The 24,061-nt window shown below is 65.0% G+C and carries 24 protein-coding genes; 10 read left to right on the top strand and 14 right to left on the bottom strand.

All coding sequences use genetic code 11. The features are described from left to right. Nucleotides 1-19: 19 nt before the first annotated feature. Nucleotides 20-445, bottom strand: a complete 426-nt coding sequence (locus PG897_RS12655; protein WP_201882463.1) for a hypothetical protein — start codon at nt 443-445, stop codon at nt 20-22. A gap of 291 nt (nt 446-736) precedes the next feature. Between PG897_RS12655 and PG897_RS12650 the strand changes: the two genes are divergently transcribed. Next, on the top strand, nt 737-1,648 hold the full coding sequence (locus tag PG897_RS12650; protein WP_270829066.1) for a lipase family alpha/beta hydrolase: 912 nt from the start codon (nt 737-739) through the stop codon (nt 1,646-1,648). Continuing rightward, the gene (locus tag PG897_RS12645; RefSeq protein ID WP_201882442.1) at nt 1,645-2,388 is read left to right on the top strand and encodes a lipase secretion chaperone; all 744 of its coding nucleotides are present in this window, start codon (nt 1,645-1,647) and stop codon (nt 2,386-2,388) included. The genes PG897_RS12650 and PG897_RS12645 overlap by 4 nt, the downstream gene beginning before the upstream one ends. A gap of 65 nt (nt 2,389-2,453) precedes the next feature. Here PG897_RS12645 and PG897_RS12640 read toward each other — a convergent pair whose 3' ends face one another. The 3 genes from PG897_RS12640 to sgrR are packed head-to-tail and all read right to left on the bottom strand — an operon-like array spanning nt 2,454 to nt 5,363. Next, nucleotides 2,454-3,167 (bottom strand): hypothetical protein, encoded by a 714-nt coding sequence (locus PG897_RS12640; RefSeq protein ID WP_201882440.1) that lies wholly within the window; start codon nt 3,165-3,167, stop codon nt 2,454-2,456. Between the two features lie 31 nt (nt 3,168-3,198). Further along, complete coding sequence (locus PG897_RS12635; protein ID WP_005308329.1) at nt 3,199-3,594, bottom strand: acyl-CoA thioesterase; 396 nt, start codon at nt 3,592-3,594, stop codon at nt 3,199-3,201. Nucleotides 3,595-3,629: 35 nt separating this feature from the next. Then, nucleotides 3,630-5,363, bottom strand: coding sequence for an HTH-type transcriptional regulator SgrR (sgrR, locus tag PG897_RS12630; RefSeq protein WP_201882438.1), 1,734 nt, complete (start codon nt 5,361-5,363; stop codon nt 3,630-3,632). Between the two features lie 100 nt (nt 5,364-5,463). Here sgrR and PG897_RS12625 point away from each other — a divergent pair, with 100 nt between their 5' ends. The 3 genes from PG897_RS12625 to PG897_RS12615 all read left to right on the top strand — a co-directional run bounded on the left by PG897_RS12625 (nt 5,464) and on the right by PG897_RS12615 (nt 7,778). After that, complete coding sequence (locus tag PG897_RS12625) at nt 5,464-5,640, top strand: hypothetical protein (protein WP_017764594.1); 177 nt, start codon at nt 5,464-5,466, stop codon at nt 5,638-5,640. Nucleotides 5,641-5,770: 130 nt separating this feature from the next. After that, complete coding sequence (locus tag PG897_RS12620; RefSeq protein WP_010635281.1) at nt 5,771-7,039, top strand: O-acetylhomoserine aminocarboxypropyltransferase/cysteine synthase family protein; 1,269 nt, start codon at nt 5,771-5,773, stop codon at nt 7,037-7,039. Nucleotides 7,040-7,148: 109 nt separating this feature from the next. Next, on the top strand, nt 7,149-7,778 hold the full coding sequence (locus PG897_RS12615) for a glutathione S-transferase family protein (protein WP_270829062.1): 630 nt from the start codon (nt 7,149-7,151) through the stop codon (nt 7,776-7,778). Between the two features lie 117 nt (nt 7,779-7,895). On the opposite strand, the gene PG897_RS12610 is transcribed toward PG897_RS12615, so the two are convergent. Both PG897_RS12610 and PG897_RS12605 read right to left on the bottom strand, forming a co-directional pair. Next, on the bottom strand, nt 7,896-9,071 hold the full coding sequence (locus PG897_RS12610) for an iron-containing alcohol dehydrogenase (protein WP_139752183.1): 1,176 nt from the start codon (nt 9,069-9,071) through the stop codon (nt 7,896-7,898). 167 nt (nt 9,072-9,238) lie between these two features. After that, nucleotides 9,239-9,688, bottom strand: coding sequence for a hypothetical protein (locus PG897_RS12605; RefSeq protein WP_201885222.1), 450 nt, complete (start codon nt 9,686-9,688; stop codon nt 9,239-9,241). Between the two features lie 465 nt (nt 9,689-10,153). Here PG897_RS12605 and PG897_RS12600 point away from each other — a divergent pair, with 465 nt between their 5' ends. Continuing rightward, entirely contained in the window at nt 10,154-11,626 is a 1,473-nt protein-coding gene (locus tag PG897_RS12600; RefSeq protein ID WP_201885223.1) for a C69 family dipeptidase, read from the top strand. A 60-nt stretch (nt 11,627-11,686) separates the two neighbouring features. Here PG897_RS12600 and PG897_RS12595 read toward each other — a convergent pair whose 3' ends face one another. The 3 genes from PG897_RS12595 to PG897_RS12585 are packed head-to-tail and all read right to left on the bottom strand — an operon-like array spanning nt 11,687 to nt 13,211. Next, nucleotides 11,687-12,433 (bottom strand): SDR family oxidoreductase, encoded by a 747-nt coding sequence (locus tag PG897_RS12595; RefSeq protein WP_201882432.1) that lies wholly within the window; start codon nt 12,431-12,433, stop codon nt 11,687-11,689. 56 nt (nt 12,434-12,489) lie between these two features. Next, the gene (locus PG897_RS12590; protein ID WP_005308310.1) at nt 12,490-12,735 is read right to left on the bottom strand and encodes a DUF3624 domain-containing protein; all 246 of its coding nucleotides are present in this window, start codon (nt 12,733-12,735) and stop codon (nt 12,490-12,492) included. After that, entirely contained in the window at nt 12,732-13,211 is a 480-nt protein-coding gene (locus PG897_RS12585) for a GNAT family N-acetyltransferase (protein ID WP_017764600.1), read from the bottom strand. The genes PG897_RS12590 and PG897_RS12585 overlap by 4 nt, the downstream gene beginning before the upstream one ends. Before the next feature lie 186 nt (nt 13,212-13,397). Between PG897_RS12585 and PG897_RS12580 the strand changes: the two genes are divergently transcribed. Then, the gene (locus PG897_RS12580; RefSeq protein ID WP_201882429.1) at nt 13,398-14,840 is read left to right on the top strand and encodes a RimK family protein; all 1,443 of its coding nucleotides are present in this window, start codon (nt 13,398-13,400) and stop codon (nt 14,838-14,840) included. 24 nt (nt 14,841-14,864) lie between these two features. Further along, nucleotides 14,865-15,398: an MgtC/SapB family protein gene (locus PG897_RS12575; RefSeq protein ID WP_201882427.1), complete on the top strand. Its 534-nt coding sequence runs from the start codon at nt 14,865-14,867 to the stop codon at nt 15,396-15,398. A gap of 50 nt (nt 15,399-15,448) precedes the next feature. Here PG897_RS12575 and PG897_RS12570 read toward each other — a convergent pair whose 3' ends face one another. From PG897_RS12570 to PG897_RS12560, 3 genes are all read right to left on the bottom strand, one after another. Continuing rightward, a complete protein-coding gene (locus PG897_RS12570) occupies nt 15,449-17,065 on the bottom strand; it encodes an alpha-amylase family protein (RefSeq protein ID WP_201882426.1) in 1,617 nt (538 codons plus the stop codon). 125 nt (nt 17,066-17,190) lie between these two features. Further along, nucleotides 17,191-19,158, bottom strand: coding sequence for a TonB-dependent copper receptor (locus PG897_RS12565; RefSeq protein ID WP_201882425.1), 1,968 nt, complete (start codon nt 19,156-19,158; stop codon nt 17,191-17,193). Between the two features lie 245 nt (nt 19,159-19,403). Beyond that, the gene (locus tag PG897_RS12560; RefSeq protein WP_043170974.1) at nt 19,404-19,661 is read right to left on the bottom strand and encodes a DUF2442 domain-containing protein; all 258 of its coding nucleotides are present in this window, start codon (nt 19,659-19,661) and stop codon (nt 19,404-19,406) included. 259 nt (nt 19,662-19,920) lie between these two features. Here PG897_RS12560 and PG897_RS12555 point away from each other — a divergent pair, with 259 nt between their 5' ends. Then, nucleotides 19,921-21,885: an LTA synthase family protein gene (locus PG897_RS12555; RefSeq protein WP_017787402.1), complete on the top strand. Its 1,965-nt coding sequence runs from the start codon at nt 19,921-19,923 to the stop codon at nt 21,883-21,885. 58 nt (nt 21,886-21,943) lie between these two features. Here PG897_RS12555 and PG897_RS12550 read toward each other — a convergent pair whose 3' ends face one another. Next, entirely contained in the window at nt 21,944-22,414 is a 471-nt protein-coding gene (locus tag PG897_RS12550) for an Lrp/AsnC family transcriptional regulator (RefSeq protein WP_005308292.1), read from the bottom strand. Nucleotides 22,415-22,563: 149 nt separating this feature from the next. On the opposite strand from PG897_RS12550, the gene PG897_RS12545 reads away from it, so the two are divergent. Beyond that, nucleotides 22,564-23,082 (top strand): cyclin-dependent kinase inhibitor 3 family protein, encoded by a 519-nt coding sequence (locus PG897_RS12545; RefSeq protein ID WP_043171515.1) that lies wholly within the window; start codon nt 22,564-22,566, stop codon nt 23,080-23,082. On the opposite strand, the gene metA is transcribed toward PG897_RS12545, so the two are convergent. Next, nucleotides 23,083-24,030 carry a homoserine O-acetyltransferase MetA gene (metA, locus tag PG897_RS12540; protein WP_043171514.1) on the bottom strand — a complete coding sequence of 316 codons (948 nt, stop codon included), beginning with the start codon at nt 24,028-24,030 and terminating at the stop codon, nt 23,083-23,085. Nucleotides 24,031-24,061: the final 31 nt, after the last annotated feature.

Here is a 24,061-nt window from a genome sequence, read left to right as displayed (position 1 = left end):
TCACCTCTGTTTATTGTGATTAATGCAGTTGCGGGGCTGGCTCGGTCTGACACAGACACTGGCCGAGGCAGCGGCGGATGCCGTCGTGGCTGCCGTGCTTGCGCACGAAGGCGAGCAATTCGGTATGGGTGCTGCGGGTGTGGCGCAGGGCGGCATCCCGCAGGGCTCCGGAGCAGGCGGGGGACTGGCTGGTGGCGAGCAGGCAGTCGTGGATGTGACACAGCAGGTCGGCGGCCCTATCCGGCAGCGCCATCGCCACCAGCAGATCCGCCAGGTTGTGGTGGGCCACCACCAGCGCGGCCACCGCCTCGTCCACATCGTGCCAGTCGGCAAACTGCTGGCGGGCCAACCACAGCGCCTGTTGATAGCAGGAGAGCGCCTTGGCGTGCTCACCGGCATCGAAATGGTGGTTGCCGCTCATGGTCTGCACCTTCCAGTGCACCATGCTGCTGTCGCGCTCCCCCGTCCCTACCCAACCTCTTACCCAGCTTGCCGACATAGGCTCCAACACCACAAATGATAATAATTATTATTTAACTTATGTGAGGGGCGAACACAAGGGATAGTTGTGTCAGCACAGCCAACAGCCCTGCCCATATGGGTAGGGCTTTTTTGAATCTGTCTGTTTGGTGATCATTTGCACAGATGCAAACGTCCCGTTCCGCCATGCTGGTCGGTATCGGCATGATGCCGGTGGCTGCCGCTGCGGCAGTCTCTCTTCACAAGGATGGACAAGATGAAAAAATGGCTATTGGTGCTGTTGTGCGCCCTGCCCATGCTGGGCCAGGCGGCAGGTTATACCCAGACCCGCTACCCCATAGTGCTGGTGCACGGCCTGTTCGGCTTCGACAAGCTGCTCGGGGTCGACTACTTCTACGGCATTCCCCAGGCTCTGACCCGGGATGGCTCCAGGGTCTACGTGGCCCAGGTCTCCGCCACCCAGAGCTCGGAACTGCGCGGTGAGCAGCTGCTCAAGCAGGTACAGCAGGTGCTCGCCATCACGGGGGCGGAGAAGGTGAACCTCATCGGCCACTCCCACGGCGGCCCCACCATTCGCTACGTCGCCTCGGTCGCTCCTGAGCTGGTCGCCTCCGCCACCAGTGTGGGCGGGGTCAACTACGGCTCGGAGATCGCCGATCTGGTGCGCGCCAACGTGGCACCGGGCTCGGTGGCCGAGAAACTGGCGGTGGCCGCCGCCTCGGCCCTGTCCGGGGTCATCTCGCTGCTCTCCGGGGGCAGCCGGCTGCCGCAGGATCCCCTCGCCGCCCTCGACGCCCTCACCAGCGCCGGTGCCCAGCGCTTCAACCAGCGCTATCCGGAAGGGTTGCCCAGCCAGTATTGCGGCGAAGGGCCCATGCAGGCTGCCAACGGGGTCTACTACTTCTCCTGGAGCGGGCGCGGCACCATGACCAACATCCTGGATCCGGTGGATCCGGCGCTGGCGCTGACCGGCAGCTTCTTCAAGGAGCCCAACGACGGCCTGGTCGGGGTGTGCAGCAGCCACCTCGGCAAGGTGATCGGCACCGACTACCGGATGAACCATCTGGACGAGGTGAACCAGTCGTTTGGCATTCGTCACCTGTTCGAAACCGACCCGGTCGGCCTCTATCGCCAGCACGCCAACCGCCTGCAGAGACTGGGGTTATGAACAAGGCATGGCTGATGGCCGCTCCGCTGGGTGCGGCCCTGCTGCTGGGGGGCTGGCAGCTGTGGCCCGCCCCGAGCCCCACCTCGGCCGCCACACCGGTGCAAGAGGCCGGGCCGGCCTCCCCCCTGGCCCGGCAGGCCGCTTCCTCGTCAGATGATCACTCGCTGCAGGCTCGCTATGAGGCCTTTCTTGCCGCCGAAAGCAGCCTGACGGTGCCGACCGACCCGGGCCTGGCCAGCCTGCAGGTGCTGTTCGACGAGCGCGAGCAGTTGCGCCAGCAGAGCTTCACCCCGGCCGAGCAGGAGCAGCTGTTTGCCGAGGATCGGCTGATGGAGCAGTGGACCCTGCGCCGCAAGGCGCTGGCGGAGGCCAGCGATGCCGACAAGCCGCTGCTGGCGAGCGAGCTCGAGCTCTGGCTGGCGGAGCAGCCCCAGTGGTTTCGGGAGGCGGAGGCCAACAGCCGCCTGCTCGGCGATCTGCAGAGTCTGGAGCGGCTGCCGGCGGCCGAGCGCGACACAATGCTGCGCGAGCAGCTGGGGCCGGAGGCGGCGGACCGGCTGCACCAGTTGACGGAGAGTCAGCAGGGGTTCGAGCAGCAGCTGGCCGGCTATCTGGCCGAACTCAAGCCTCTACCCGCCGAGCGGCGGGCCGAACAGCAGCCGGAGATCCTGGCGCGCTGGTTCGAGCCCGGCCAGTGGCGACGGGTGGAAGCCCTCACCCGGCTCAGGCTGGGTGAGTAACCGCCAAAATAACCAAAATAAACAAGGGGCCCACATCTGGGCCCCTTGCTTTGCTGCAACCGTATTTACTGCGGCTTGTTGGCACCCGGCAGCGGCTGCCAGGTGAGGCGGGTCACCTGGGCTCCCTGCACCTCGCACTTGAGGCTCAGATCCTGCCACCCCTTCTCCTGGCGCAGGGAGACTTCCCCCTCGATACCCTCGGCGCGGGTCTTGAGCTTGGCCGGCTCGAAGGTCACCTTGTCCCCCCCGGCCAGCGCCATCAGCTTGCCGTTGCAGAGCCAGTGGGCCAGCTCCGCCCCCTTGAGCTTGACGCCCCCCTTGGCCGCCTTCTGTTCGGCGGCGCTCGGCGCAAACAGCTGGCCCAGCTCGGCCGCCCGTTTGGTTAGCCAGGCTTCTCGCTGCTGCATGCTCATCTTGCTGACGAACTCGGCGGGCTGGCCCTTCTCGTCCAGCCACCGGGTCAGCTTGCCGCCGTCGTCAAAGGCGAACTGGGCGGCGGGCTCCTTCACCCCGAACAGCTTGCCGCCCTTGAAGTAGTAACGGCTCTCCCCTTCCTGCTTGCCCTGCTCGTTCATGATGGGCACGGCGATGATGACGGGAGCGCCATCCACCCAGGCCTTGATGTCTATGCCGTCGTGGCTGAACAGACGGGTATCGAGGGCGCTCTCGGCCCCCTTTTCCATCAGGGAGAACTGCTCGGCGAGGGAGGCCGCCATCGAAGGCAGGGAGCAGAGCCCCAGTCCCAGGCCGAGGCTCAGGGCGATCACGGTATTGCGCATAAGTGTCCTGTGATTGGCCGAAGGGCCAAGGTTAGCTTTCTATCAGCCAGGCCCGCAGCTCCTCCCGGTGGCGATCGCCCAGGGGGATGGACTGGCGGGACTGGTAGTCAAAATGGATCAGGGTGGTTTCGGCGGTCACCGCCAGTTCGCCCTCCTGCCAGGCTTCCTGCCAGAGCGTGAAGGAGCTGGAGCCGATGCGGCGTACCCCGGTTTTGATCAATACCTGCTGGCCGTAGAACAGCTCCCGTTTGAACTGCACCGTGTAGCCCGCGATGATCAGATGCCAGTTGTGCACATCCAGCTCGGGGGAGAAGATGCGAAACAGCGGGTCGCGGGCCGACTCGAACCAGACCGCCGGCACCGTATTGTTGATGTGGCCGAGGGCATCTGTCTCTTGAAAACGGGGTTGGATCTGCATTTCCAGCATGGATATCGACTCCTTGTCGTTGGACCGCGCTCAGGCTAACGCGGCCCGCCTCTGGACTCAAGCTCCCCCGTCGTATCGCCGGCGCCGACGGCCAGCTCCGGGCGCAGCCAGGCGCTGCGAAAATCGAACCAGCCGAGCGCCGTCATCCGCACTCCGTGCACCCCGACCCGGCTCTCCAGCTCCAGCCAGTGGTGAAACAGCGGCACGAACCAGCCCTGTTGCTGCACGCTGGCCAGCAGCGCCCTCGGCCCCGGCTCCTCGCCGCTGGCACGCCATTGCGTCAGCCCCTGCCACAGGCCATGCTGGCCGCCCCACACCTTGCGCAGCAGCGGGGTCCCCTGCAGCCAGGCGTAGGGGGCGAAGGCGTGTTCGTGCTCCAGGTTGAGGGTGCCAAGCCAGAGATCCACGTCCTCGTCCGCCCCGCTCACCCAGCGGCCGTAATCCAGGGTGCGTACCTCGAGTGCGATGCCCTGCTCGGCCAGCAGGCTGCTCATGGCGTTGGCACACTCGTTGAACTCCAGGTGCTGGTTGAAGCAGGCCAGCACCAGCTGGCGTGGCCGCTCGGCCGGGGCCGGCAACGGGGCCGGCTGCGCCTCCCGCCAGTGGGGCAAGAGACCCAGCGCACTGGTCCAGCCCCGCTGCAGCTCGGGGGCAACCCGCGCCATCAGGGCGATGGGGTTGAGCAGGCCGGCCAGCCACTGGCGCAGGGCGGGATCCTGCAGGGCGCCGGAGCGCTCATCCTGCAGCAGGAAGTAGCAGCCCGATTCGAGCTCGGACTCGCCGCGCATGGTGCCGAGCTCGGGGCTGTCACGCCCCAGTTGCAGATGGCTCTCCAGCCGCTCCGCCAGCTCCGGCAGCATCCAGATGTCGATCTCGTCGAGCAGGGCGCGCAGACCGAAGTAGTCGTCGAATGCCTCCAGGCACAGGTGCATGGGATCGTTGGCGGTCACCCGATAGGGGCCGGTGCCCACCGGCTGCAGGGCAAAGCCCGCCTCCCCCTTGAGCTCGCGTGGCAAGATGACGGCCACCGGCTCGGCCAGCAGGTGGGGCAGCAGGGGATCCGGGCTGTCGAGGTGCAGATCCAGGGTACGCGGCCAGGGGCTCTCCAGCCGCGCCAGATGGGCGAACAGCGGACGATCCCGCAGGCTCTGCAGGCTCTCCGTCACGTCCTCCACCGTCAGGGCGCGGCCGTGGTGAAAGCGCACCGCCGGCCTCAGGTAGAAGCGCCAGTGGCAGGGGCCGAGGCACTCCCAGTGGTGGGCAAGATCCCCCTCGATTTCCCCATTTTCCTCATTTCGCCGGGTCAGGCCGTTGAAGATCTGGCGGCTCAGGTGGATTTCGGAACGGCGCAGCGGCCCGGTGGGCAGCAGCTGGGGCAGTGGCCGGTAGTAGGGCACCCGCAGGATCTGGCGCCCTGCCCGGGTGGCCTGGCCGAGCTGTTCGATAAGCAGCGGGGTGAGCAGATCGAGGCGATCTTCCGCCAGCCGCACCGCCTGCGCCAGCTGGCCCTGGCTCAGCAGCTCCCGCAGTCGGCGTCGGGTCAGGCTCTCCTGGTTGTCCAGCAGGGTGAGCCGGGAGCGCCGCCCCCGTCCGGCCTCGGCAGACCAGCCGAGCCAGCCCTGCTCCTGCATGCGACGCAGCAGCAGGCGGGCGTTGCGCGGGGTACAGCAGAGCAGATCCGCCACCTCGGCGAGGCTTATTTCCCGCTCGTCGCAGCCGAGCTGCTGGGCGAGCCGTTGGAATTGCTGGTAGAGGCGGCTGGTGGGCATAAAAGAGGAAATCCTTGTGCTGAAAGTCATCAGTTTTTACTTCCGCATTTTAGCTCAATACTGCTGGCGAACGTGAGAACCACAGCACAGGAGCACCATCATGAGCCACGCCAACCCCATCAAACCGAACCGGATCCAGCAGATCCTGCGCCGTTACTTCAAGCGGATCCTGCCCCGCCCGCTGCCGCTGATCGAGGATCCCATGAGCCAGCTCAACCGTCTGATGCAGTGGGACATGCACCAGATCGACGACAAGGAGTATCGCCGCCGCCTCTGAGCCGGCCTCCCTCACGCCCCGACGAGATTGGTTTGCCGGATCTGATGGTTTACATCGGCCAAGGGCCTGATAGATTGGACGTCTATCCATCTATGACTGCTATCCAGCAACATCCAACAAGGAGTGTGTGATGAAAGATGCGACCCTGGCCCTGCACCACGGCTTTGCCAACGACCCCACCACCAAGGCCGTCGCCGTGCCCATCTACCAGACGGTGGCCTACGAGTTCGAGAGCGCCCAGCACGGGGCGGATCTGTTCAACCTGGCGGTGCCGGGCAACATCTACACCCGCATCATGAACCCCACCAACGATGTGCTGGAACAGAGGATGGCCGCGCTGGAGGGGGGCATAGCCGCGCTGGTGGTCTCGGCCGGTTCCGCCGCCATCACCTACGCCATCCAGGCGCTGACCGCCGCCGGCGACAACATCGTCTCCACCCCCCAGCTCTATGGCGGCACCTACACCTTGTTCGCCCACATGCTGCCGAGTTTCGGGGTCGAGGTGCGCTTCGCCAAGGATGACAGCGCCGAGGCCATCGCCGCCCTCATCGACGACAAGACCAAGGCGGTCTACTGCGAGAGCATCGGCAACCCGGCCGGCAACATAGTGGACATAGCCGCCCTGGCCAAGGTGGCCCACGCCCGCGGCGTGCCGCTCATCGTCGACAACACGGTCGCCACCCCGGTCTTGTGCAAGCCCATCGAGCACGGCGCCGATATCGTGGTGCACAGCCTGACCAAATATGTCGGCGGCCACGGCAACTCGCTGGGGGGCGTGGTGGTCGACTCGGGCAAGTTCCCCTGGGCGGATCACGCCGAGCGTTTCCCCCAATTGACCCAGCCTGAGCCCTCCTATCACGGGGTGGTCTACACCGAGGCCTTCGGCCCGGCCGCCTTCATCGGGCGGGTGCGCACCGTGCCGCTGCGCAATACCGGCGCGGCGCTGGCCCCCATGAACGCCTTCCTGCTGCTGCAGGGGCTGGAGACCCTGAGCCTGCGCATGGAGCGCCACGTGGACAACGCCCTGCAGGTGGCCCACCACCTCAAGCACCATCCCAAGGTAGCCTGGGTCAGCTACGCCGGGCTGCCGGGTCACCCCCACTACCTGCTGGCGGAGAAGTACATGGCCGGCCGCCCCTCCGCCATCCTCTCGTTCGGCCTGAAAGAGGGCTACGAGGCGGGGGTGCGCTTCTACGATGCGCTCAAGATCTTCAAGCGGCTGGTCAACATCGGCGATGCCAAGTCCCTGGCCTGCCACCCCGCCTCCACTACCCACCGCCAGCTCAGCGAAGAGGAGCAGGCCAAGGCCGGGGTGAAACCTGAGATGATCCGGCTGTCGGTGGGGATCGAGGCCATCGAGGACATACTGGCGGATCTGGATCAGGCGCTGGAGGCCTGACGCAAACGGTGCGGGAGCGGGCATCAGCCCGCTCTTTTTTAGCTGCAGCGGTGAACCCGTCGCCGCGCCGCTGCGTACTACCGCTTCTTGTCACTGCGTCGAGGTATTCATGATAGTCCTGCACCACCTGAACAAATCCCGCTCCCAGCGCATCATCTGGCTGCTCGAAGAGCTGGGCCTGCCCTATGAGATCAAGGCGTATCAGCGCGACGCCACCACCTTTCTGGCGCCGCCCGAGCTAAAAGCCATCCACCCCCTCGGCAAGTCGCCGGTCATCGAGTTCGACGGCCGGGTGCTGGCAGAATCCGGCGCCATCACCGAATACCTGATCGCCCGCCACGCCCCGGAACGGCTGGCACCGGCTCAAGATAGCCCCGACTATGCCGAGTACCTGCAGTGGCTCCACTTCGCCGAGAGCTCGGGCATTCTGCCGCTGCTGCTCGACATGTTCGTGCGCAAGGACGGCAGCCCGATGCGCTTCCTACCGGACTACGCCAAAGCCGAGAGCGCCAAGGTGCTGAGTTATCTCGATGAGGTGCTGGCAAGCCGCCGCTATCTGGTGGCCGATCGCCTCACCGGTGCCGACATCCTGAACTCCTTCCTGGTGGATCTGCTGGCCCAGAGCGGCCAACTGGCCCAGTTCCCGCACCTGCAGGCCTACTGGCAGCGGCTCAACACTCATCCGGCCCGCCAGAAGGCGGCGGCGCTGGAGCGAGAGCTGGACCGCAGCGCCGAGTAAGCGCCCGGCGCCACCATGCAAAACGCCCCTATGATCGGGGCGCTTTCTTTTCCGTTGACCAGCCGGTGATCAGAGGGCGTGGGAGAGGATCCGCGCCACTATGGTTGCCAGGATGACTTACAGCGCGTGGGAGAGGATCCTGGCTACCTTGTCCGGATCTATGTCCTGCTGCTCCCCGAGGGCGGTCAGGCCGAACAGCTTGAGGTTGGAGCAGATCCCCGGGATGCAGCGCGCATCCAGGCCATAGTCGGCGAGGCGAGTGCCCACCCCCATCTGCTGGAAGAACTGCTCGGTGCGGATGATCGCCTCCTCGATGCGCAGCGCCTTGTCCTCGCGGCTGGAGTGCCACACCCGCTCGGCGAACTGGGCCAGCTTCTCCTGCTTCTGGGCCGCTTGCTCCCGCAGCAGGGAGGGCAGCACCACCGCCAGGCTCTGGGCATGATCCAGCCCGTGCAGGGCGGTGAGCTGGTGACCGATGGCGTGGGTGGACCAGTCCTGCGGCACACCGCGGCCGATGAGGCCGTTGAGGGCCAGGCTGGCCGCCCACATCAGGTTGGCGCGCACCTGGTAGTTGGTGGGCTCCGCCAGCGCCCGCGGGCCGTTGTCCACCAGCACCTGCAACAGGCCTTCCGCCAGCCGGTCCTGCACCTCGCCCCCCACCGGGAAGGTGAGGTACTGCTCGAGGATATGGACGAAGGCATCCACCACCCCGTTGCCCACCTGGCGCGGCGGCAGGCTGTAGGTGGTGGTGGGATCCAGCACCGCAAACACCGGCTGCACCAGCGGGTTCATGAAGGAGAGCTTGGCCTCCCCCCGGCTCACCACGGCGGCCGGGTTGCTCTCCGAGCCGGTGGCCGGCAGGGTCAGCACGCAGCCGAGCGGCAGCGCCGCCTTGACGGGGGCCTTGTGCAGCAGGATCTCCCAGGGATCGTCCTCCTCGAAGCGGGCCGCGGCGGCCACGAACTTGCTGCCGTCCACCACTGAGCCGCCGCCCACCGCCAGCAGGAAGTCGATGCGCTCGCGCTTGACCAGATCCACCGCCTCCATCAACTGGTCGTACTGGGGGTTGGCGCCGATGCCGGGAAATTCCAGCCACTCCCGGCCTGCCAGCGCCTGGGTCAGCTGGTCATAGACCCCGTTCTGCTTGATGCTGCCGCCGCCGTAGAGCACCAGCAGGCGGCTGCCGGCCGGGATCAGTTCGGGCAGTTTGGCGATCTGGCCTTCACCGAAACAGACGCGGGTGGGATTGGCATATTGGAAGTTGTACACGGCAGAGCCCTCGGTTGAATGCATGCAGAGGGATTGTGCGCCTGTGGCCCCCACAGGTCAAAGAACGCAGACCCGCCCTCACATTGCACCGCGGATGCGGGTTGCCGGCAGGGCAGATCATTCACTGTGGTCGGTGGGGGCAAGGGCTTGCCCCCACCGACCATGGATTGCCGTTCGAGTCATTCCGCTGCTCAGGCGCTCTTGCTCTCTTCCTTGCTGCTCTTCTTGCCGGTGAGGCGGTCCATGGCATCCTGCAGCATGGCGTCCCGCTGTTCGTTGAGCGGCTTGCTCTGCTCCGCCCGCTCCTCGGCGCTCAGCTGCTTGTTGTCGGCAATCGCCTTGAGCTTCTCTTCTATCTCGTTGAACTGCTTGCGATCAAAGCCGAGCACCTTGTCCACCAGCTGCTGCAGCACGCCCCCCTTGTCGGAGCTCATGTCGAGCGCCGGCGGCAGCTTGCTGTTCTTGGCCAGGTGTTCATAGGTCAGCGCCTGCTGGGCCTGGCCGGTTATCCGCTGGGAGGAGAGGTTGACCAGATCTGCCCAGCCGCCTCCCTGACCGCTGTCGGCGCTGCTGAGGGTGGCGAGGGCGCGGTTGTTGGAGGCGCTCTGGGCAAGCTGCTGGCTGTAGGGTTTGATATCCATGGGGGCTCCAGTCTGCATGCCGATCCGGCATGACGAGGTCGCTGATTCGATGGCATGAGGCGCCAGGCCCAATCATTGGCAATAAAACCAGCAAGTTGCAGGCCAACTTGCCAGATTGGCGCAGATCCCGGCTCGTACGGGCTTGCGAGCTGATCCATGGCCATCTAGACGTCAGAATCATGACGCTACGCTGCCCAATCGGCAGGTTCTGGTGCATATAGCTGCCTTTTTTACGCTTTACCAGACAAAGCAAAGGAACGACTCATAGATCACAAAACAAACAACCAGTGAGACATACAATTTCGGCGCACAAAACGACCAGCAAGCAGTGTTATGGATGAAATGTTTGCGTCATCGACCATGAGCAGCACGATCCCCCGGCAGCGTATCGGCGGCCGATCGCACTGCGGCAGACCTGCATCCCACCGCCTGGCTTTCACTCACAGTTACGCTTCGGGCAATCCCATGAAAAAACACACCTTGAGTCTTCTATCCGCCACCCTGCTCACCCTGCTTGGCACCAGTGCCGACGCCTGTACCGGCCTTATCGTCGGCAAGGGCGCCAGTGCCGATGGCAGCGTGATGATCGCCAGAAACGAGGATTTTGGCGTCAACAACTGGAACAAGTACCTGGCCTTCCGGCCCGCGCAGCAAAACGAGGGCACAATCTGGAAACTGGGTAACGGGCTGGAAGTGCCGATGCCAAAGGCCTTCTTGGCCTACTCCGCCATCCGTGACTGGGATGCCGCCGGCAGCGACCCGGATGGCAAGTATTACGAGGAGCGCGGCATCAACGAGGCCAACGTCGCCATCTCGGCCACCACCAGCGCCGAGGTCAACGACAAGGCCCAGAAGGCCGATCCACTGATTGAGAAGGGGGTCATCGAGGCCATCATCCCGACCCTGATCCTGCCGCAGGCCAGGACGGCCAAAGAGGGGGTCGAGCTGCTCGGCCGCTATGTGGAGCAATATGGCGCCGGTGAGGGCAACAGCCTCTATCTGGCGGATGTGAACGAGGCCTGGCTGATGGAGATCGGCTCCGGCCACCACTGGATCGCGGTGCGGGTGCCGGACGACAGCTACGCCATGGTGGCCAACGGCCTGCGCATCCACGGCGTCAATCTCGACGGCGCCGACGTGCTGCACTCGCCCAGATTGCTGGAGTTTGTACGCGAGCACAAACTGCTGGATAACGCCGACCCGAAAGAGTTCAACTTCGCCAAGGCATTCGGGGTGATTGCCGACCCCTACAACGTGGATCGGGAGTGGCTCGGCCAGAAGATGCTGACGGCCTCTCACAAGCAGCCAACCCGCCAGGCGCAATATCCGCTCTTCATGAAGCCGGATGCCCCCATCGCCGTGCCGGACGTCGCCAAACTGCTGAGCGCCACCTATGAGGGCACGCCGCTGGCGGGCAAGGCAGAGCGGCCGATCCGCATCGATCGCCAGCTGGAATCCCACGTCATCCAGCTGCGCAAGGAGATGCCCAAAGAGCTGCAGGGATTGATCTGGCAGAGCTACGGCGTGCTGGCCGAATCCGTGATGGTGCCGCTCTACAACACCCTGGAGTCCTATCCCCTGCCCTATCGCTCCGGCAGCGACAGCTACTCCGATGATTCCGCCTACTGGCAGTTCCGCAGCCTGACCGCGCTGGCCAGCGCCGATCCGGACAAATACCTGCCGCTGCTGCGCGGCGTCTGGAGCAAGGAGAGCAGCAAGCTCTACAAGGAGGTGGCCCTGCTCGACCAGAGCCTGAAGCAGGCCTATGCCGGCGACAAGGCCACCGCCATCGGGCTGGCATCCGACTACTCCTATAGCCAGCTGGAGAAGAGCTATCAGATGGCCAAAGAGTTGCGCTACAAGCTGATGACGGATCTCACCAAGCGCACCGAGCAGAAGTATTCGCCGGAGGAGTTCAAGAAGATCATGAGCCTGTAAACAGGCCCCAAAACAGAGAGGCTCCCAGGGGAGCCTCTCTTGTTTCATCCGCAGCAGCCATCAGCGACGGCTGATATGGAGCGGGCCGAAGGTCTGCGCCACCGGCATGATCTCGATGCTGTTGATGTTGACGTGAGCCGGCTGCTGGCTGATCCAGAGCACGGTATTGGCGATGTCTTCCGGCTGGATCGCCTGCACGCCCTGATAGACGGTGGCCGCCTTGGCGTCGTCACCGTGGAAGCGCACGTTGGAGAACTCGGTGCCGCCGCACAGACCCGGCTCCACGTTGGTGACACGGATGGCGGTGCCCGCCAGATCGGCGCGCAGGTTGAGGCTGAACTGCTTCACGAACGCCTTGGTAGCGCCGTAGACGTTGCCGCCCGGATAGGGGTAGGTGCCGGCGATGGAGCCGATGTTGATGACGTGGCCGCGATTGCGCTCGACCATGCCCGGCAGCAACAGGCGGGTGAGCAGGGTCAGGCCGCTGATGTTGGTGGCGATCATCTGCTCCCAGTCCTCAAGGTCTGCCTTGTGGGCCGGCTCCAGCCCCAGCGCCAGCCCGGCGTTGTTGACCAGCAGATCCACCTCGCGCCACTCGACCGCCAGCCCGTCGATGGCGGCGCGGGTGGCCGCCTTGTCCTGCACGTCGAACACCAGCGGCAGGAACTGGGCGCCCAGCTCGTCGGCCAGGGTGGCCAGCCGTTCGCCGCGGCGACCGGTACCGATCACCTTGTAGCCTGCCTGCACCAGCTGACGGCTGATGGATTCACCAAAACCGGACGAGGCGCCCGTTACCATTGCAATCATCTGAACCTCCATTTCTACAGCGCTATTGTTATTTATCTGTTTGAAATCAATCTGATCTATTCGTCGCTCAATTCACGCCCGCTCGCCTTGCGCCAGATGAACACCAGCAGGTGGAGCAAAAACAGGCCCGATCCCCCCAACGCGAACAGCAGGCCGGTGAGGGCATTGACCGAGGTGTCGGCGCCACACCACCACCAGACCAGCCAGCCTACCAGGCCGATGGCGAAGGTCTGGCCGGCGCAGACCGGGCAGCGCCCCAGCTTGGCCCTGATGGCGGTGGCGAGGCAGTTGTCGCAGCTCATCCCCTCTCCTCTTCTCTCCTCTCTCCGGCCAGCTTCAGCACCAGCCGGTGGGCATGCTGACCGTGGCCATAATAATCCAGCAGCTTCTGCCTTGGCCGAAAACCCAGCCCGCGATAGAGCGCCTGCGCCTCTTCATTGGCATCGCCCACCTCCAGCCGGATCGCCCCCCAGCCGGCCTCTTTGCCCTCCCGGATCACCTGCTCCAGCAGGCGGCGAGCCCAGCCCTGGCGGCGGATGGTCCAGCGGATGGCGAGGGTCTGGATGATCAGCCGATCCCAGCCCCTGTGCTCCAGCAAACAGAGGTAGCCCATCAGCTGCTCCTGCTGGTCCAGCACCAGCAGGGTGCGCCCCTTGGCCTGGGTCAGCAGATAGTGCCAGCGGCTGCGGCCAAAGGCGACTTCGGGGGGAAAACAGTAGCGTTCCAGCTTAACGATGGCGCCCAGATCATCGGTCCGGGCCGCGCGCACGGTCAACACGGGGAATCCTTGTTCGGTTATTTATCTTCATCACCAAAAATGCGACTTGTATCACAAGTTACCAAGGCGGCATATTAGGCACTGTAACCTCTTGTTTCCCCTCGCGCCATTGTCGTGCTTGTCGGTGCATCGAAGCCCACTGGGGATCCTGCCGCTTAAGGCAGTTTCATCTGTGGAGCCGAAAAAATGAGTACCTACGTCATCGTCGAAGAGCTGGGCGACTGGCCTTGCCATGCCGATTATCTGCTGACCGCCCGCACCTACCTGCAACACGGGGTGCCCACCACCGGCGGCCGCCCCCGCATCATCAACCTCTGCCGCAATCTGGAGCACCTCAGTGCCGGCTACTACTGCTCGCTGCTGGCCCAGGCCCGCGGTCATCACTGCCTGCCGGGCCTGCAGGCCATCAGCCAGCTGCAACCCCAGCAGCCGCCGGCCAAGCTGTGGCGCAAGCTGCAGGGCTGGCTGGCCCAGCAGAGCGAGGACAGGATCCGGGTGCGCGCCATCTTCGGCCAGTGCGAGCAGAGCGAGCTGGCGGGGCTGGCCCGCTACTACTACGGCCTCAGCCAGCTGCCGCTGCAGGAGCTGACCCTCAAGCGCGGCCGCCACGGCTGGTCGGTGCGCCAGCAGCAGAGCCTGTCGCCGCTGGCACTGAGCCCAAGCGAGCAGACGCTGATGCTGCACCACGCCCAGGCGCTGGTGGGCACCGGCGACGAGGAGCAGGCGGCGCCGCTCTACCAGCTCGCCATCCTGGTCGACCCCAACGACGGCCGTGCCAGCAGCGATGCGCTGGCGCTGGATCGCTTCGTCCAGGCGGCCGCGGCCCAGGGGATCCGGGCCGAGATCCTGGCGCCGTCCGCCATCGAGCGGCTGCCGGAGTTCGACACCCTCTGGCTGCGCTCCGAGACCGCGGTCGGCCACTACACCTTCGAATTTGCCCGCCGCGCCGAGCAGCTCAAGATGCCGGTGATCGACAGCTCCCGCGCCATCCTAGCCTGCAGCAACAAGCTCTACCTCTACGAGCTGATGGTGCGCAGCGGCGTGCCCATGCCGCCCACCATGGTGGTGACCCGCCGCGGCCGCCACCACGTGGACGAGCTGGTGCAGCGGCTCGGCCTGCCGCTGATGGTGAAGGTACCCGACGGGGCGCAGGGGCGCGATCTGGCTATGGCCAGCGACGAGCAGCAGCTGGCTCGCCTGCTGGACGAAGGGCTGGGGCGCTCCGCCTTGCTGCTGGTGCAAAGCCGGATCCCCGCCGAGTTTGACTGGCGCATCGGCTTTCTCGACGGCTCGCCGCTGTTTGCCTGCCGCCGCTTCCGCCCCGAGCCCGGCAATCGCATCCGCCGCCGCAAACACCCCCTCGACATGAGCCGCATCGAGGCGTTGCCGCTCAACGAGGTGCCGGAGCGGGTGTTGCAGACCGCCCGCCGCGCCGTCCATCAGCTCGGCAACGGCCTGTTCGGGGTCGATCTGCGCCAGCAGGGGCGTGACTGCGTGCTGCTGGAAATCATCGACAATCCCTGGATACGTGGCGATATTGAGGACAGAGAGGCAAAGGACCTCTACGAGCGCCTCGCCCGGGCCTTCCGCCAGCGGCTGGAAAACCGGGGGCAGAGCGCGGCCGGATAACAAGCATCGAGAGCAGAGGTGGATATGATGACGACTGATTGGTGGGACATAGCGCCCCTTGGCTGGGAGAACATCCTGGTCTGTCTGGTGTGCGGCACCCTGGTGGGGCTGGAGCGGCAGCTGCGCGGCAAACCGGTCGGCATCCGCACCTCCTCGCTCATCATCCTCGGCACCTACTGTTTTCTCGCCATCGGTGCCGCCGTCAGCCCTCAGAGCGCCGATCAGGCGCGGGTACTGGGCCAGCTCATCACCGGCATCGGCTTTCTCGGCGCCGGGGTGATGATGACCCGGGATGGCCAGGTACTGGGAGTCACCTCCGCCGCCACCGTCTGGATGCTGGCGGCCCTCGGCGCCCTCATCGGCATGCAGATGCTGCACCAGGCGCTGCTGCTCACCGGCGTCACCCTCTCCATCCTGGTGGGGGTGGACTACCTAGAGACCAGCTTCAAAGGCCTGCGTCGCGGGGTGCACAACCGGCTGGAGAGCTGGCGGCACGGCAATGGCAACAGTCAGGCCACCCCCCATCAGGACGAGCTCGGCAGCGGCATCGAGAAGTAACGTCCCAATGAACAAGGGCTCCATCACGGAGCCCTTGTTGTTTACCAGCCTCAGCGCACCAGCAGGAAGCGGCCGGTGAGCGGCGGCAAGTCCACCGTCACGCTGCTGCCGCCGATGGCCAGGCGCTCGCCGCTCTGCAGATCCACCAGGGCGCTGCCACTGCGCAGCTTGCTGGCCGGCACCGCATAGCTCTGGGGCGTGGTGGAGACGTTGAGCAGGTAGACTACTTGCTCCGCCGCCGTCTGCTTGATGTCACCATAGACGCTGCCCTCGGCCACCAGCTTGACCCGTTCCCCCTGATAGAGGGCGGGGTGGGCGGCGCGCAGGGCCAGCAGCTGGCTGAGCCACTGTTTCAGCTCGCCCTGCTCGCTGCTCGGCACGAAGCCGGTGACGCCGGGCACCTTGCCATCGCTGCGGGCCACGTGATCGTCACAGAGCCCCTGCGCGGCGCAGTCGCCGCCCACCTGATTGGCAAAGCCAGGCACCTCGTCGCCAAACTCCTCGCCGTAGTAGAGGGTGATGGGGCCGGAGCGTGCCGCCAGGAAGCTGAAGGCCGCCTTGTGGCGCTGCCAGTAATCCGCCGGATTGAAGTTGCCGCGCTCCAGCAGATCACCGAAGCGCACCAGATCGTGGTTGCCCAGCATCAGGTTGGGCATGGCGTGGTCCGGGTAGTTCTCCACCTTGTTCCAGCTGGCATCGAGCACGCTGGCCCCCTGCCCCCCCTTGCCGGACTCCTCCACCGCCAGCGCCTGCACCAGGCCGTAGCGCAGCGGGAAGTCGAACGCCGAGGAGAGCACCGGATTGTCGCTCGGCCCGTACGCCTGGGCGCGGATCTCGTCGGCCCCTTTCCACACTTCCCCGACCATATAGCCGAGGGTGCCCCACTGCTGGCCGGCGGCCTTGCGCGCCGCGCTGGCCCGCTCCACCTCGCTGCGAATGGCGCGCCAGTCGTCAAGATCGAGCTGATAGGCCTGATCGAGGCGCCAGCCGTCGATGCCGTACTGCTCGACCCAGTAGCGGGCCACCTCCTTGAAGTAGGCCAGGCTCTCTGGCTGGCTGTAATCCACCAGCTGGCCCGGGTAGCCGGCGCCGCCACTCTTGAGGGCGGGCAGCCGCCCCTCGGGGGAGGGCTTGCTCACCCCCACCTTGTTGACGTGACCGAACACCCCGTCTAGGAAGACGTAGAGACCGCGCTGATGCGCCCCGTCCACCAATTTTTTAAGCTGGGCGTTGCTGCCGAAGTTGGGGTCCACGTTGAAGAAGTCGCAGGCGAAGTAGCCGGTGGCATCCAGCTTGTCGTCACCGCCTTGCCCCGCGCAGGAGTCGAACACCGGGGTCAGCCAGATGGCGTTGACGTTGAGGCTCTTGATGTGATCCAGGCTGTCGATAATCCCCTGCAGATCGCCGTTGTGCTGGGAGGGGCCGTAGCCGACACCGTAGTTGGTGCTGCCGTCGCCGTCGACGAAGGACTCCACCATCACCTGGTAGGTGCGCAGGTTGCAGGCCGGCTGATCATTGCCGTAGCAGGCGCGGCTGGCGGTGGCCGGCGGCGGGTTGGTGACCGGGGGCTGGGGCTTGCTGGAGCCGCTCCCGCCTCCGCTGCCGCAAGCCGTCAGTAACAGGGCGGCCCCGATGAGGCCGCCACGACGCAACGTTCCTTGTTTCATTGTTATGTTCCCGCTGTGGTGGTATCGACGCCCAAAGCGTCGCACTGGGGCCATGATAGCGACCCAGCCCGCACGGGTCTGTGACTGAAAACGTTACCCGATTCAGCCGGTTAGCTAATCCCCGCTCAGAGCACGCCGGCCGAGGCGAAGCGATAGCTGAGGGAGAGCCAGTAGGCACGGCCCGGCTCCGGAATGCGCCCCACCTGCTCGTAGCCCAGCCCGGCCTGACTGGCGTGCACCGACTTGGAGAGGTGCTCGTAGTAGAAGGTGTCGAACAGGTTGTCCACCCCGGCCGACAGCTGCCAGCCCGGGTGGAACTGCCAGGCGGCGCTCAGGTTCATGGTGAAGAAGCCCGGGGTCTCCCCCTGATCCTGGCCGGCTACGGTGCCGGAACCCACATCGACCCGCTCCTGGGCGGCCACGGCGCGGCCCAGCAGGGTCAGGTTCCACGCCTCGGCCGGCTGCCAGCCGAGCGCCAGCTTGCCATCGAGGGGCGGCATCTGGGCCAGCGGCTTGTTGTCACTGCGGTTTTCGCCATAGACCACCGCCAGGCCGCCATCGAGGCGCCACTGTTCGGCAAACTGCCAGCGCCCCTCCAGCTCGCCGCCGCGGGTCTGGGCGTCGATGTTGCGCACCTTGTTCGACTTGTTGTTGTAGAGCAGATAGTCCTGAATGTCGGCGCTGAACAGGGAGAGGGTCAGATCCAGATCGCGGCTGCGCAGGGCCAGCCCAGCATCCCACTGGCGGCTGCGCTCGGGGTTGAGGGTGAAGGGCACGCTGTCCTTGCTGCGCTCCCAGTAGTCCGGCGCCCGCTTGGCCTGACCCCAGGCCAGGTAGCTCGACCAGGCCGGCGACCACTGGTATTCGTAGCGGCCAAAGCCGCTGTCCAGGGTCAGGGTATCGCTGTAGAGAGTCTGATCCCCCGCGCCGTACCGGGTGGTCTCGACCCTGTCCTGCCGGTAGCCCCCCTTGTAGCTGTGGGCCCCCTGCTGACGGCCCAGCTCGGCAAAGCCCCCCTGCTGCTCGAAACGCAGGGTGCGCTGGCGCGGCTGGCTGGCGTAGTCCACCCCGCTGCGGGCCCTGTGCTGATCCCGGTTGGTATCGAACCCGGCGGTCAGCAGCCAGTCGGCCGGCAGGGTGATGTCGTTGGCCCAGCGCCCGCCGGTGTTGCGCCGATCCGGGTTGGAGAGCATCTTCATGCCGCTGTTCGGCCGCAGGCTGAAGTTGTCCATGATGTGGTCGATGTCGTTGTCCCACAGGGTCAGCTCGCTGCGCTGCCAGTGGGTGGTGATCTGCTCCTGCCTGAGCTTGAGGCCGAAAGACTCCCGATCGAACATGGGGCCGTCCATGGTGCGATCCGCATAGGCGGCGCGGGCGTTGCTGCGCTCGGCGGTGAGTTCGAGCCAGGTGTGCTCGCTGGGCGTCCAGCCGAGCTGGGCGGTGCCGTTCTCGCGCCGGTAGAAGGAGCGCACCTTGTCGCCGTGGCCGTCGCGATAGTCATCGCTGTCGGAGTGGGTGAACTGGCCGCGCAGATAGCCCTGCGGCGTCCCTACCGTGGCGTCCAGCATCTGGTCGTCGCGCCCGAAGCTGCCATAGAGCGCCGACGCCTCGGCCTTGACGCCGGGGGCGGTGAACTCGGGCCTGTCCCGCTCGAACAGCACGGTCCCCGCCAGCGTGGCCCCCTGCTCGAGGGATTGCGGCCCCTTCAGCACCCGGATCCGGTCGAAGGACTGGGGAAAGACGTAGGCAGTGGGTGGATCCATCCGGCCGCCGCAGCCACCGGCCAGCATGCCGCCATCCATCTGCACGTTGAGGCGGGACATGCCCATCCCCCGCAGCACGGGATCGCCACCCAGACCCCCCTTGCGCACCATGCTCATGCCGGTGACGTTCTTGAGGTAACCGGCGCCGTCGGCCGCCGGCATGGGGGAGCCCGGTTTTTTTGGATCCAGGGTCACCTCCAGGGTACTGGCGGGGCGACTGGCGACCACCACCATGGGTTCCAGTTGCTGGACGGCCTCCTGACCGGCGGCGCCGTGACAGGCGAGGCCACCCACCAGCAGGGCCAGCGGGGTGCGCATATGACAAGCCATACTCTTTCCTTATCTCTCTGTTTATGTTGTTGTTTTAATTCCAATCGCCAAACCATTCAGTTGCTGGAAGGTTTGCCGTCAGGCTGCAAAAAAGGCCTGCGGCACGATGGCGGCAAGCCCTGAGAAGCGAAACCAGGCCAGGGTTGGCAAAATGTTGCGCAGGTTTTACCCAAATTGGGTGAGGAAGGCAAACGCTCAAACATTCCCGTTACAGTAATCTTGTGATGGCTCACAAAAACAGGGAGTTAGCTGAAGGCCTCCCGCTCGTCGATGGGCTTGATCAGGTGATAGACCTCGTGAGCCGACAGGATGCAGCCGGCGGGCCACTCCAGCTGATGGTGACGATTGATGAAGACCCGGGCGAAGCGCCGCTCCGAATCCAGCGCCGCGAACAGCGGCTGGGTGCGCCAGGGGGCGAGATCCAGCGCCCCCGTGGTACCGTCCGAGAGCACCACGAACAGGCTCCACCCCTGCAAATATTCCACATCGATAAAGACCGGCATCCCTTCGGCTCCGATTGAGAAAAATCGGCGCCATTATAGATAAGCCCCCGCCCTCGCTTTGCAGGCAGGATCACAGTTTTTCCAGTCGTTTCTGCTGTCTACAACCCTTGTCCGCCATCACAGAAATATCATAAAACGTGCCAAAAGTTGCGCTTTCGCACGATCCCGACGCAACCTTTGCCCGCCACCACTGTCATAACCCTGCAATATAAAAACAATGCGCCCGTGGACGGGTGCAAACAGGCTTGTAGGAACAACAATGACCACTATCAGACGATGGCTGGGACCGTTTTGGCCCATCGCCGTTTTTTCATTGATCGCGCTCGTCTCTCTCTCCATCAGCCGGCTCGCCCTCGGCCTCTGGCAACTGGAGCGGGTCGACGCCGTCGCCGGCTGGCAGGAGATGCTGCTGCAGGGAGTGCGGGTCGACTTCGCCACTCTCTGCTGGCTATGGGGCGTGCCCGCCGTATTCACCCTGCTGCTGGCCGGCCCCCATGCCGTGGGCCGTGCCTGGCTGCAGTTCATCCGGGTCTGGCTGACCCTGGGGCTCTGGCTGCTGCTCTTCCTGGAGATCTCCACCCCCTCCTTCGTGACCGAGTACGGGGTACGCCCCAACCGCCTCTACGTGGAGTACCTCATCTATCCCAAAGAGGTGTTCGCCATGCTGTGGGCCGGCCGCAAGGGCGAGCTGCTGCTGGCGATGGTGTTCAGTTGCGCCGTGCTGGCGGGCGGCTGGTGGCTGAGCGGCCGTCTTTTGCGCGGCATCAGCTTCCCGCGCTGGTATCTGCGTCCGGCGTTTGCCCTGCTGATCCTGGCCATCGGTTTTCTCGGTGCCCGCTCCAGCCTGGGCCACCGCGCCCTCAACCCGGCCATGGTGGCATTTGCCAGCGATCCCCTGGTCAATGCGCTCACCGTCAACTCCTCCTACTCCCTCTTCTTCGCCATCAAGCAGATGCGGGCCGAGGAGGATGCCAGCCAGTTCTACGGTGAGCTGCCCCGCCAACGCATCCTGGACCTGGTACGCCAGGAGAGCGGCCGCGAATCCCATGAGTTCAGCTCCGACACCCTGCCCAGCCAGACCTTCAACGAGGCCAGCTACGGCGGCAAGCCGAAGAACCTGGTGATCCTGCTGCAGGAGAGCCTGGGCGCCCAGTTCGTCGGCTCCCTCGGCGGCCTGCCGCTCACCCCCAACATCGATGCCTTGTCGAAACAGGGTTGGGCGTTCGAGCAACTCTACGCCACCGGCACCCGTTCGGTGCGCGGCATCGAGGCGGTGCTGACCGGCTTCACGCCGACCCCGGCCCAGGCCGTGGTCAAGCTTGGCAAGAGCCAGACCAACTTCTTCACCATCGCCGATCTGCTCAAACAGCGGGGCTACGACACCAGCTTCATCTACGGCGGCGAGAGCCACTTCGACAACATGCGCAGCTTCTTCCTCGGCAACGGCTTCACCACCATAGTCGAGCAGAAGGACTTCAAGAACCCGGTGTTCGAGGGCTCCTGGGGCGCCTCTGACGAAGATCTGATGGCCAAGGCCAACCAGACCTTCCAGGCCCTGCACAAACAGGGCAAACCCTTCTTCAGCCTGGTGTTCAGCTCGAGCAACCACGATCCGTTCGAGTTTCCCGACGATCGCATCGCCCTCTATGAGCAGCCCAAGCAGACCCGCAACAACGCCGCCAAGTATGCGGACTACGCCATCGGCGAGTTCTTCAAGAAGGCGAAGCGGTCGGACTACTGGCAGGACACCCTGTTCCTGGTCATCGCCGATCACGACAGCCGGGTCAGCGGCGCCAGCCTGGTGCCCATCCCCCGCTTCCACATTCCGGGGGTGATCGTGGGTGACGGCATAGCGCCGAGACAGGATCCCCGCATCGTCAGCCAGATCGACATGGCACCGACCCTGCTCTCCCTGATGGGGATCAGCGCCGACTACCCCATGCTCGGCAAGGATCTGACCCGCATGCCCGCCGACTGGCCGGGCCGCGCCATCATGCAGTACGACAAGAACTTCGCCCTGATGCGCGGCAAGGACGTGGTGATCCTGCAGCCGGAGCGGGCGCCGGAAGGCTTCATCTATGAGGATGCGACAGAGACGCTCACCCCGGCGCCACAGCCGGCCACCATGAAGGACGCGGCCCTCGGCCTCGCGCTTTGGGGCAGCCTCGCCTACCAGCAGGGGCTCTACCGGACGGCGCCGGACACCCGCACCGTGCTGAACTGAGCGCCATAAAAACAAAACCCGCCGATTGGCGGGTTTTTTGTAGGAGACAGGCGGGGCATCAGGTGTTGAGGAAGCAGGGCAGCGAGCGGCTGAACTTGTGCTCGAACACCAGCGAGGTCTCCAGATGCACCACCTCCTCGCGGGAGGTGAAGTGATCGAACACGAAGTTGCGCAGGTGTTCGGTGTCAGAGACGCACAGATGCACCAGGAAATCATCCTTGCCGCCCATGTGGAACAGGCTGATCACCTCGGGCAGCGCCAGGATGGCATCGCGAAACGCATCGATGATCTGGCGGCTGTGGCGGGCCAGCTGCAACGACACCATGGCCTGGATGTGACCGCCGAGGGCCTGGTAATCCACCTCGCAGTGGGCGCCCTTGAGCACCCCATCCTGCTGCAGCTTGCGCACCCGCTCCAGACAGGTGGACGGTGCCACCCCGACCAGCGCGGCCAGATCCTTGTTGGTCATGCCCGCATCGCGAAACAGATGGGCCAGGATATCCAAATCCAGTTGATCCAGGTTTCTCATCTTTACTCCTTGAACCGCTCAATTTTTTAGACTCTGCCCGTAAACCGGGCTGAACACAACGCAGATTGACATCGGGGCCGCGCCCCCTATGCTTTGGCGCACTCAAAACCCGGCTCACGCCCGCAGCCACTGGCTTCATAAGGAGCTTTATGCACCCCTCCCACCCCTTCTGGAGCCAGGAGGTGCCGCGCCTCGACGGCCAGCTGCTGCTGACCCCCTGCCCCGGCACCCAGCAGGTTGCGTTGCCGCTGGCCCTCGATCAGCTCAGGCTGGCCGGCGCCCGCGCCGTCATCACGCTGATGACTGACGCCGAACTGGCCCGCCTCGAGCTGGCCCACCTTGGCGAGGCGGTCGAGCGCGAGGGATTGCGCTGGTTTCACCTGCCCATCGAGGATGACCAGGCCCCCGACGCCACCTTCGAGCTCGCCTGGCAACAGACGCTGCCACAGCTGCTGGCCCTGCTGCGCGAGGGGCAGCACCTGGCCATCCACTGCAAGGGCGGCAGCGGTCGCACCGGGCTGGTGGCAGCGGCTCTGATGATGAGCCTGGGCCAGCCCCGACAGGAGGCGATGGCCTCCATCAAGGCTCACAGACCCAAGGCGTTCACCCTGGCCTGCCACCGCCAATGGCTCGACCAGCTGGCCGAGCGGCTGGAGCAGTACGCCTGATTACTTGCCACCCTGGTCGTAGGTGAAGACCTTGCCGATATCCTCCACCCGATAGCTGGTGAGCTGGTAGACGTAGTAGTTGAGCCAGTTGGCAAACAGCAGGTGGCCGTGGCTGCGCCAGCTGGCGCGCGGGGTCTGGATCGGGTCGTTGTTCGGGTAGTAGTTGACCGGAATGACGGGCTCAAGCCCGGCGGCCAGATCCCGCTGATACTCGCCATCCAGGGTCAGCGCATCGTATTCGGGATGGCCGGTGACGAACACCTGGCGACAATCCTTGGTGGCCGCCAGATAGACCCCCGCCTCTGCCGATTCGGCAAAAATCTGCAGATCGGTGTTGGCGCGGATAAGATCTCCGTCAAAGGCCGCATAACGGGAGTGAGGCGCCACGAACTCATCGTCGAAACCGCGCAGCAGCGGCTCGTGTTCATCGAGCCTGTGGTGACGATAGACCCCGGAGAGTTTCTCGCCGTGGGTCTGCTTCTCCATGCCGTACAGGGCCTTCAGTGCCGCCTGCACCGCCCAGCAGAGGAACAGGGTGGAGGTGACGTGCTGATGGGACCACTCGATGATCTCGACGACACGCGGCCAATAGACCACCTCCTCGAACTCCACCAGCCCGAGCGGCGCCCCCGTGATGATCATGCCGTCGTAGTTGTTGCCCCGCACCTGTTCGAAGTCGTGATAGAAGTTTTCCAGGTGTGCCTGGGGGGTGTTCTTCGACTCTCGATCGTCGATGCGCAGCAGATCCACGTCCACCTGCAACGGCGAGTTGGAGAGCATCCGCATCAGCTGGATCTCGGTCTCTATCTTCTTGGGCATCAGGTTGAGGATGAGCACCCGCAGCGGGCGAATGTTCTGGGTGACGGCCCGAGACTCCGTCATCACGAAGATATTCTCCTGCCCCAGCACTTCGGCGGCGGGTAACTGATCCGGGATCTTGATCGGCATGCTTACTCCCTGTACTGCATCGGTAAATATG

Source organism: Aeromonas sp. QDB20 (assembly GCF_027707805.1).
GTDB classification, from domain to species: Bacteria; Pseudomonadota; Gammaproteobacteria; order Enterobacterales; family Aeromonadaceae; genus Aeromonas; species Aeromonas dhakensis.
The sequence above is the reverse complement of the archived record's forward strand: the minus strand, read 5'-3'. Positions and strand labels throughout refer to the sequence as shown.

Bases quoted from the DNA above. Each gene is read 5' to 3' on its own strand.
- metA (WP_043171514.1), bottom strand. From the start codon at position 24,030: ATGCCGATCAAGATCCCGGATCAGTTACCCGCCGCCGAAGTGCTGGGG.
- PG897_RS12615 (WP_270829062.1), top strand. From the start codon at position 7,149: ATGATAGTCCTGCACCACCTGAACAAATCCCGCTCCCAGCGCATCATC.
- PG897_RS12620 (WP_010635281.1), top strand. From the start codon at position 5,771: ATGAAAGATGCGACCCTGGCCCTGCACCACGGCTTTGCCAACGACCCC.
- PG897_RS12555 (WP_017787402.1), top strand. From the start codon at position 19,921: ATGACCACTATCAGACGATGGCTGGGACCGTTTTGGCCCATCGCCGTT.
- PG897_RS12600 (WP_201885223.1), top strand. From the start codon at position 10,154: ATGAAAAAACACACCTTGAGTCTTCTATCCGCCACCCTGCTCACCCTG.
- PG897_RS12635 (WP_005308329.1), bottom strand. From the start codon at position 3,594: ATGCTGGAAATGCAGATCCAACCCCGTTTTCAAGAGACAGATGCCCTC.
- PG897_RS12650 (WP_270829066.1), top strand. From the start codon at position 737: ATGAAAAAATGGCTATTGGTGCTGTTGTGCGCCCTGCCCATGCTGGGC.
- PG897_RS12645 (WP_201882442.1), top strand. From the start codon at position 1,645: ATGAACAAGGCATGGCTGATGGCCGCTCCGCTGGGTGCGGCCCTGCTG.
- sgrR (WP_201882438.1), bottom strand. From the start codon at position 5,363: ATGCCCACCAGCCGCCTCTACCAGCAATTCCAACGGCTCGCCCAGCAG.
- PG897_RS12545 (WP_043171515.1), top strand. From the start codon at position 22,564: ATGCACCCCTCCCACCCCTTCTGGAGCCAGGAGGTGCCGCGCCTCGAC.
- PG897_RS12570 (WP_201882426.1), bottom strand. From the start codon at position 17,065: ATGAAACAAGGAACGTTGCGTCGTGGCGGCCTCATCGGGGCCGCCCTG.
- PG897_RS12550 (WP_005308292.1), bottom strand. From the start codon at position 22,414: ATGAGAAACCTGGATCAACTGGATTTGGATATCCTGGCCCATCTGTTT.
- PG897_RS12565 (WP_201882425.1), bottom strand. From the start codon at position 19,158: ATGGCTTGTCATATGCGCACCCCGCTGGCCCTGCTGGTGGGTGGCCTC.
- PG897_RS12625 (WP_017764594.1), top strand. From the start codon at position 5,464: ATGAGCCACGCCAACCCCATCAAACCGAACCGGATCCAGCAGATCCTG.
- PG897_RS12640 (WP_201882440.1), bottom strand. From the start codon at position 3,167: ATGCGCAATACCGTGATCGCCCTGAGCCTCGGCCTGGGACTGGGGCTC.
- PG897_RS12580 (WP_201882429.1), top strand. From the start codon at position 13,398: ATGAGTACCTACGTCATCGTCGAAGAGCTGGGCGACTGGCCTTGCCAT.
- PG897_RS12610 (WP_139752183.1), bottom strand. From the start codon at position 9,071: ATGCATTCAACCGAGGGCTCTGCCGTGTACAACTTCCAATATGCCAAT.
- PG897_RS12590 (WP_005308310.1), bottom strand. From the start codon at position 12,735: ATGAGCTGCGACAACTGCCTCGCCACCGCCATCAGGGCCAAGCTGGGG.
- PG897_RS12595 (WP_201882432.1), bottom strand. From the start codon at position 12,433: ATGATTGCAATGGTAACGGGCGCCTCGTCCGGTTTTGGTGAATCCATC.
- PG897_RS12605 (WP_201885222.1), bottom strand. From the start codon at position 9,688: ATGGATATCAAACCCTACAGCCAGCAGCTTGCCCAGAGCGCCTCCAAC.
- PG897_RS12575 (WP_201882427.1), top strand. From the start codon at position 14,865: ATGATGACGACTGATTGGTGGGACATAGCGCCCCTTGGCTGGGAGAAC.
- PG897_RS12655 (WP_201882463.1), bottom strand. From the start codon at position 445: ATGGTGCACTGGAAGGTGCAGACCATGAGCGGCAACCACCATTTCGAT.
- PG897_RS12560 (WP_043170974.1), bottom strand. From the start codon at position 19,661: ATGCCGGTCTTTATCGATGTGGAATATTTGCAGGGGTGGAGCCTGTTC.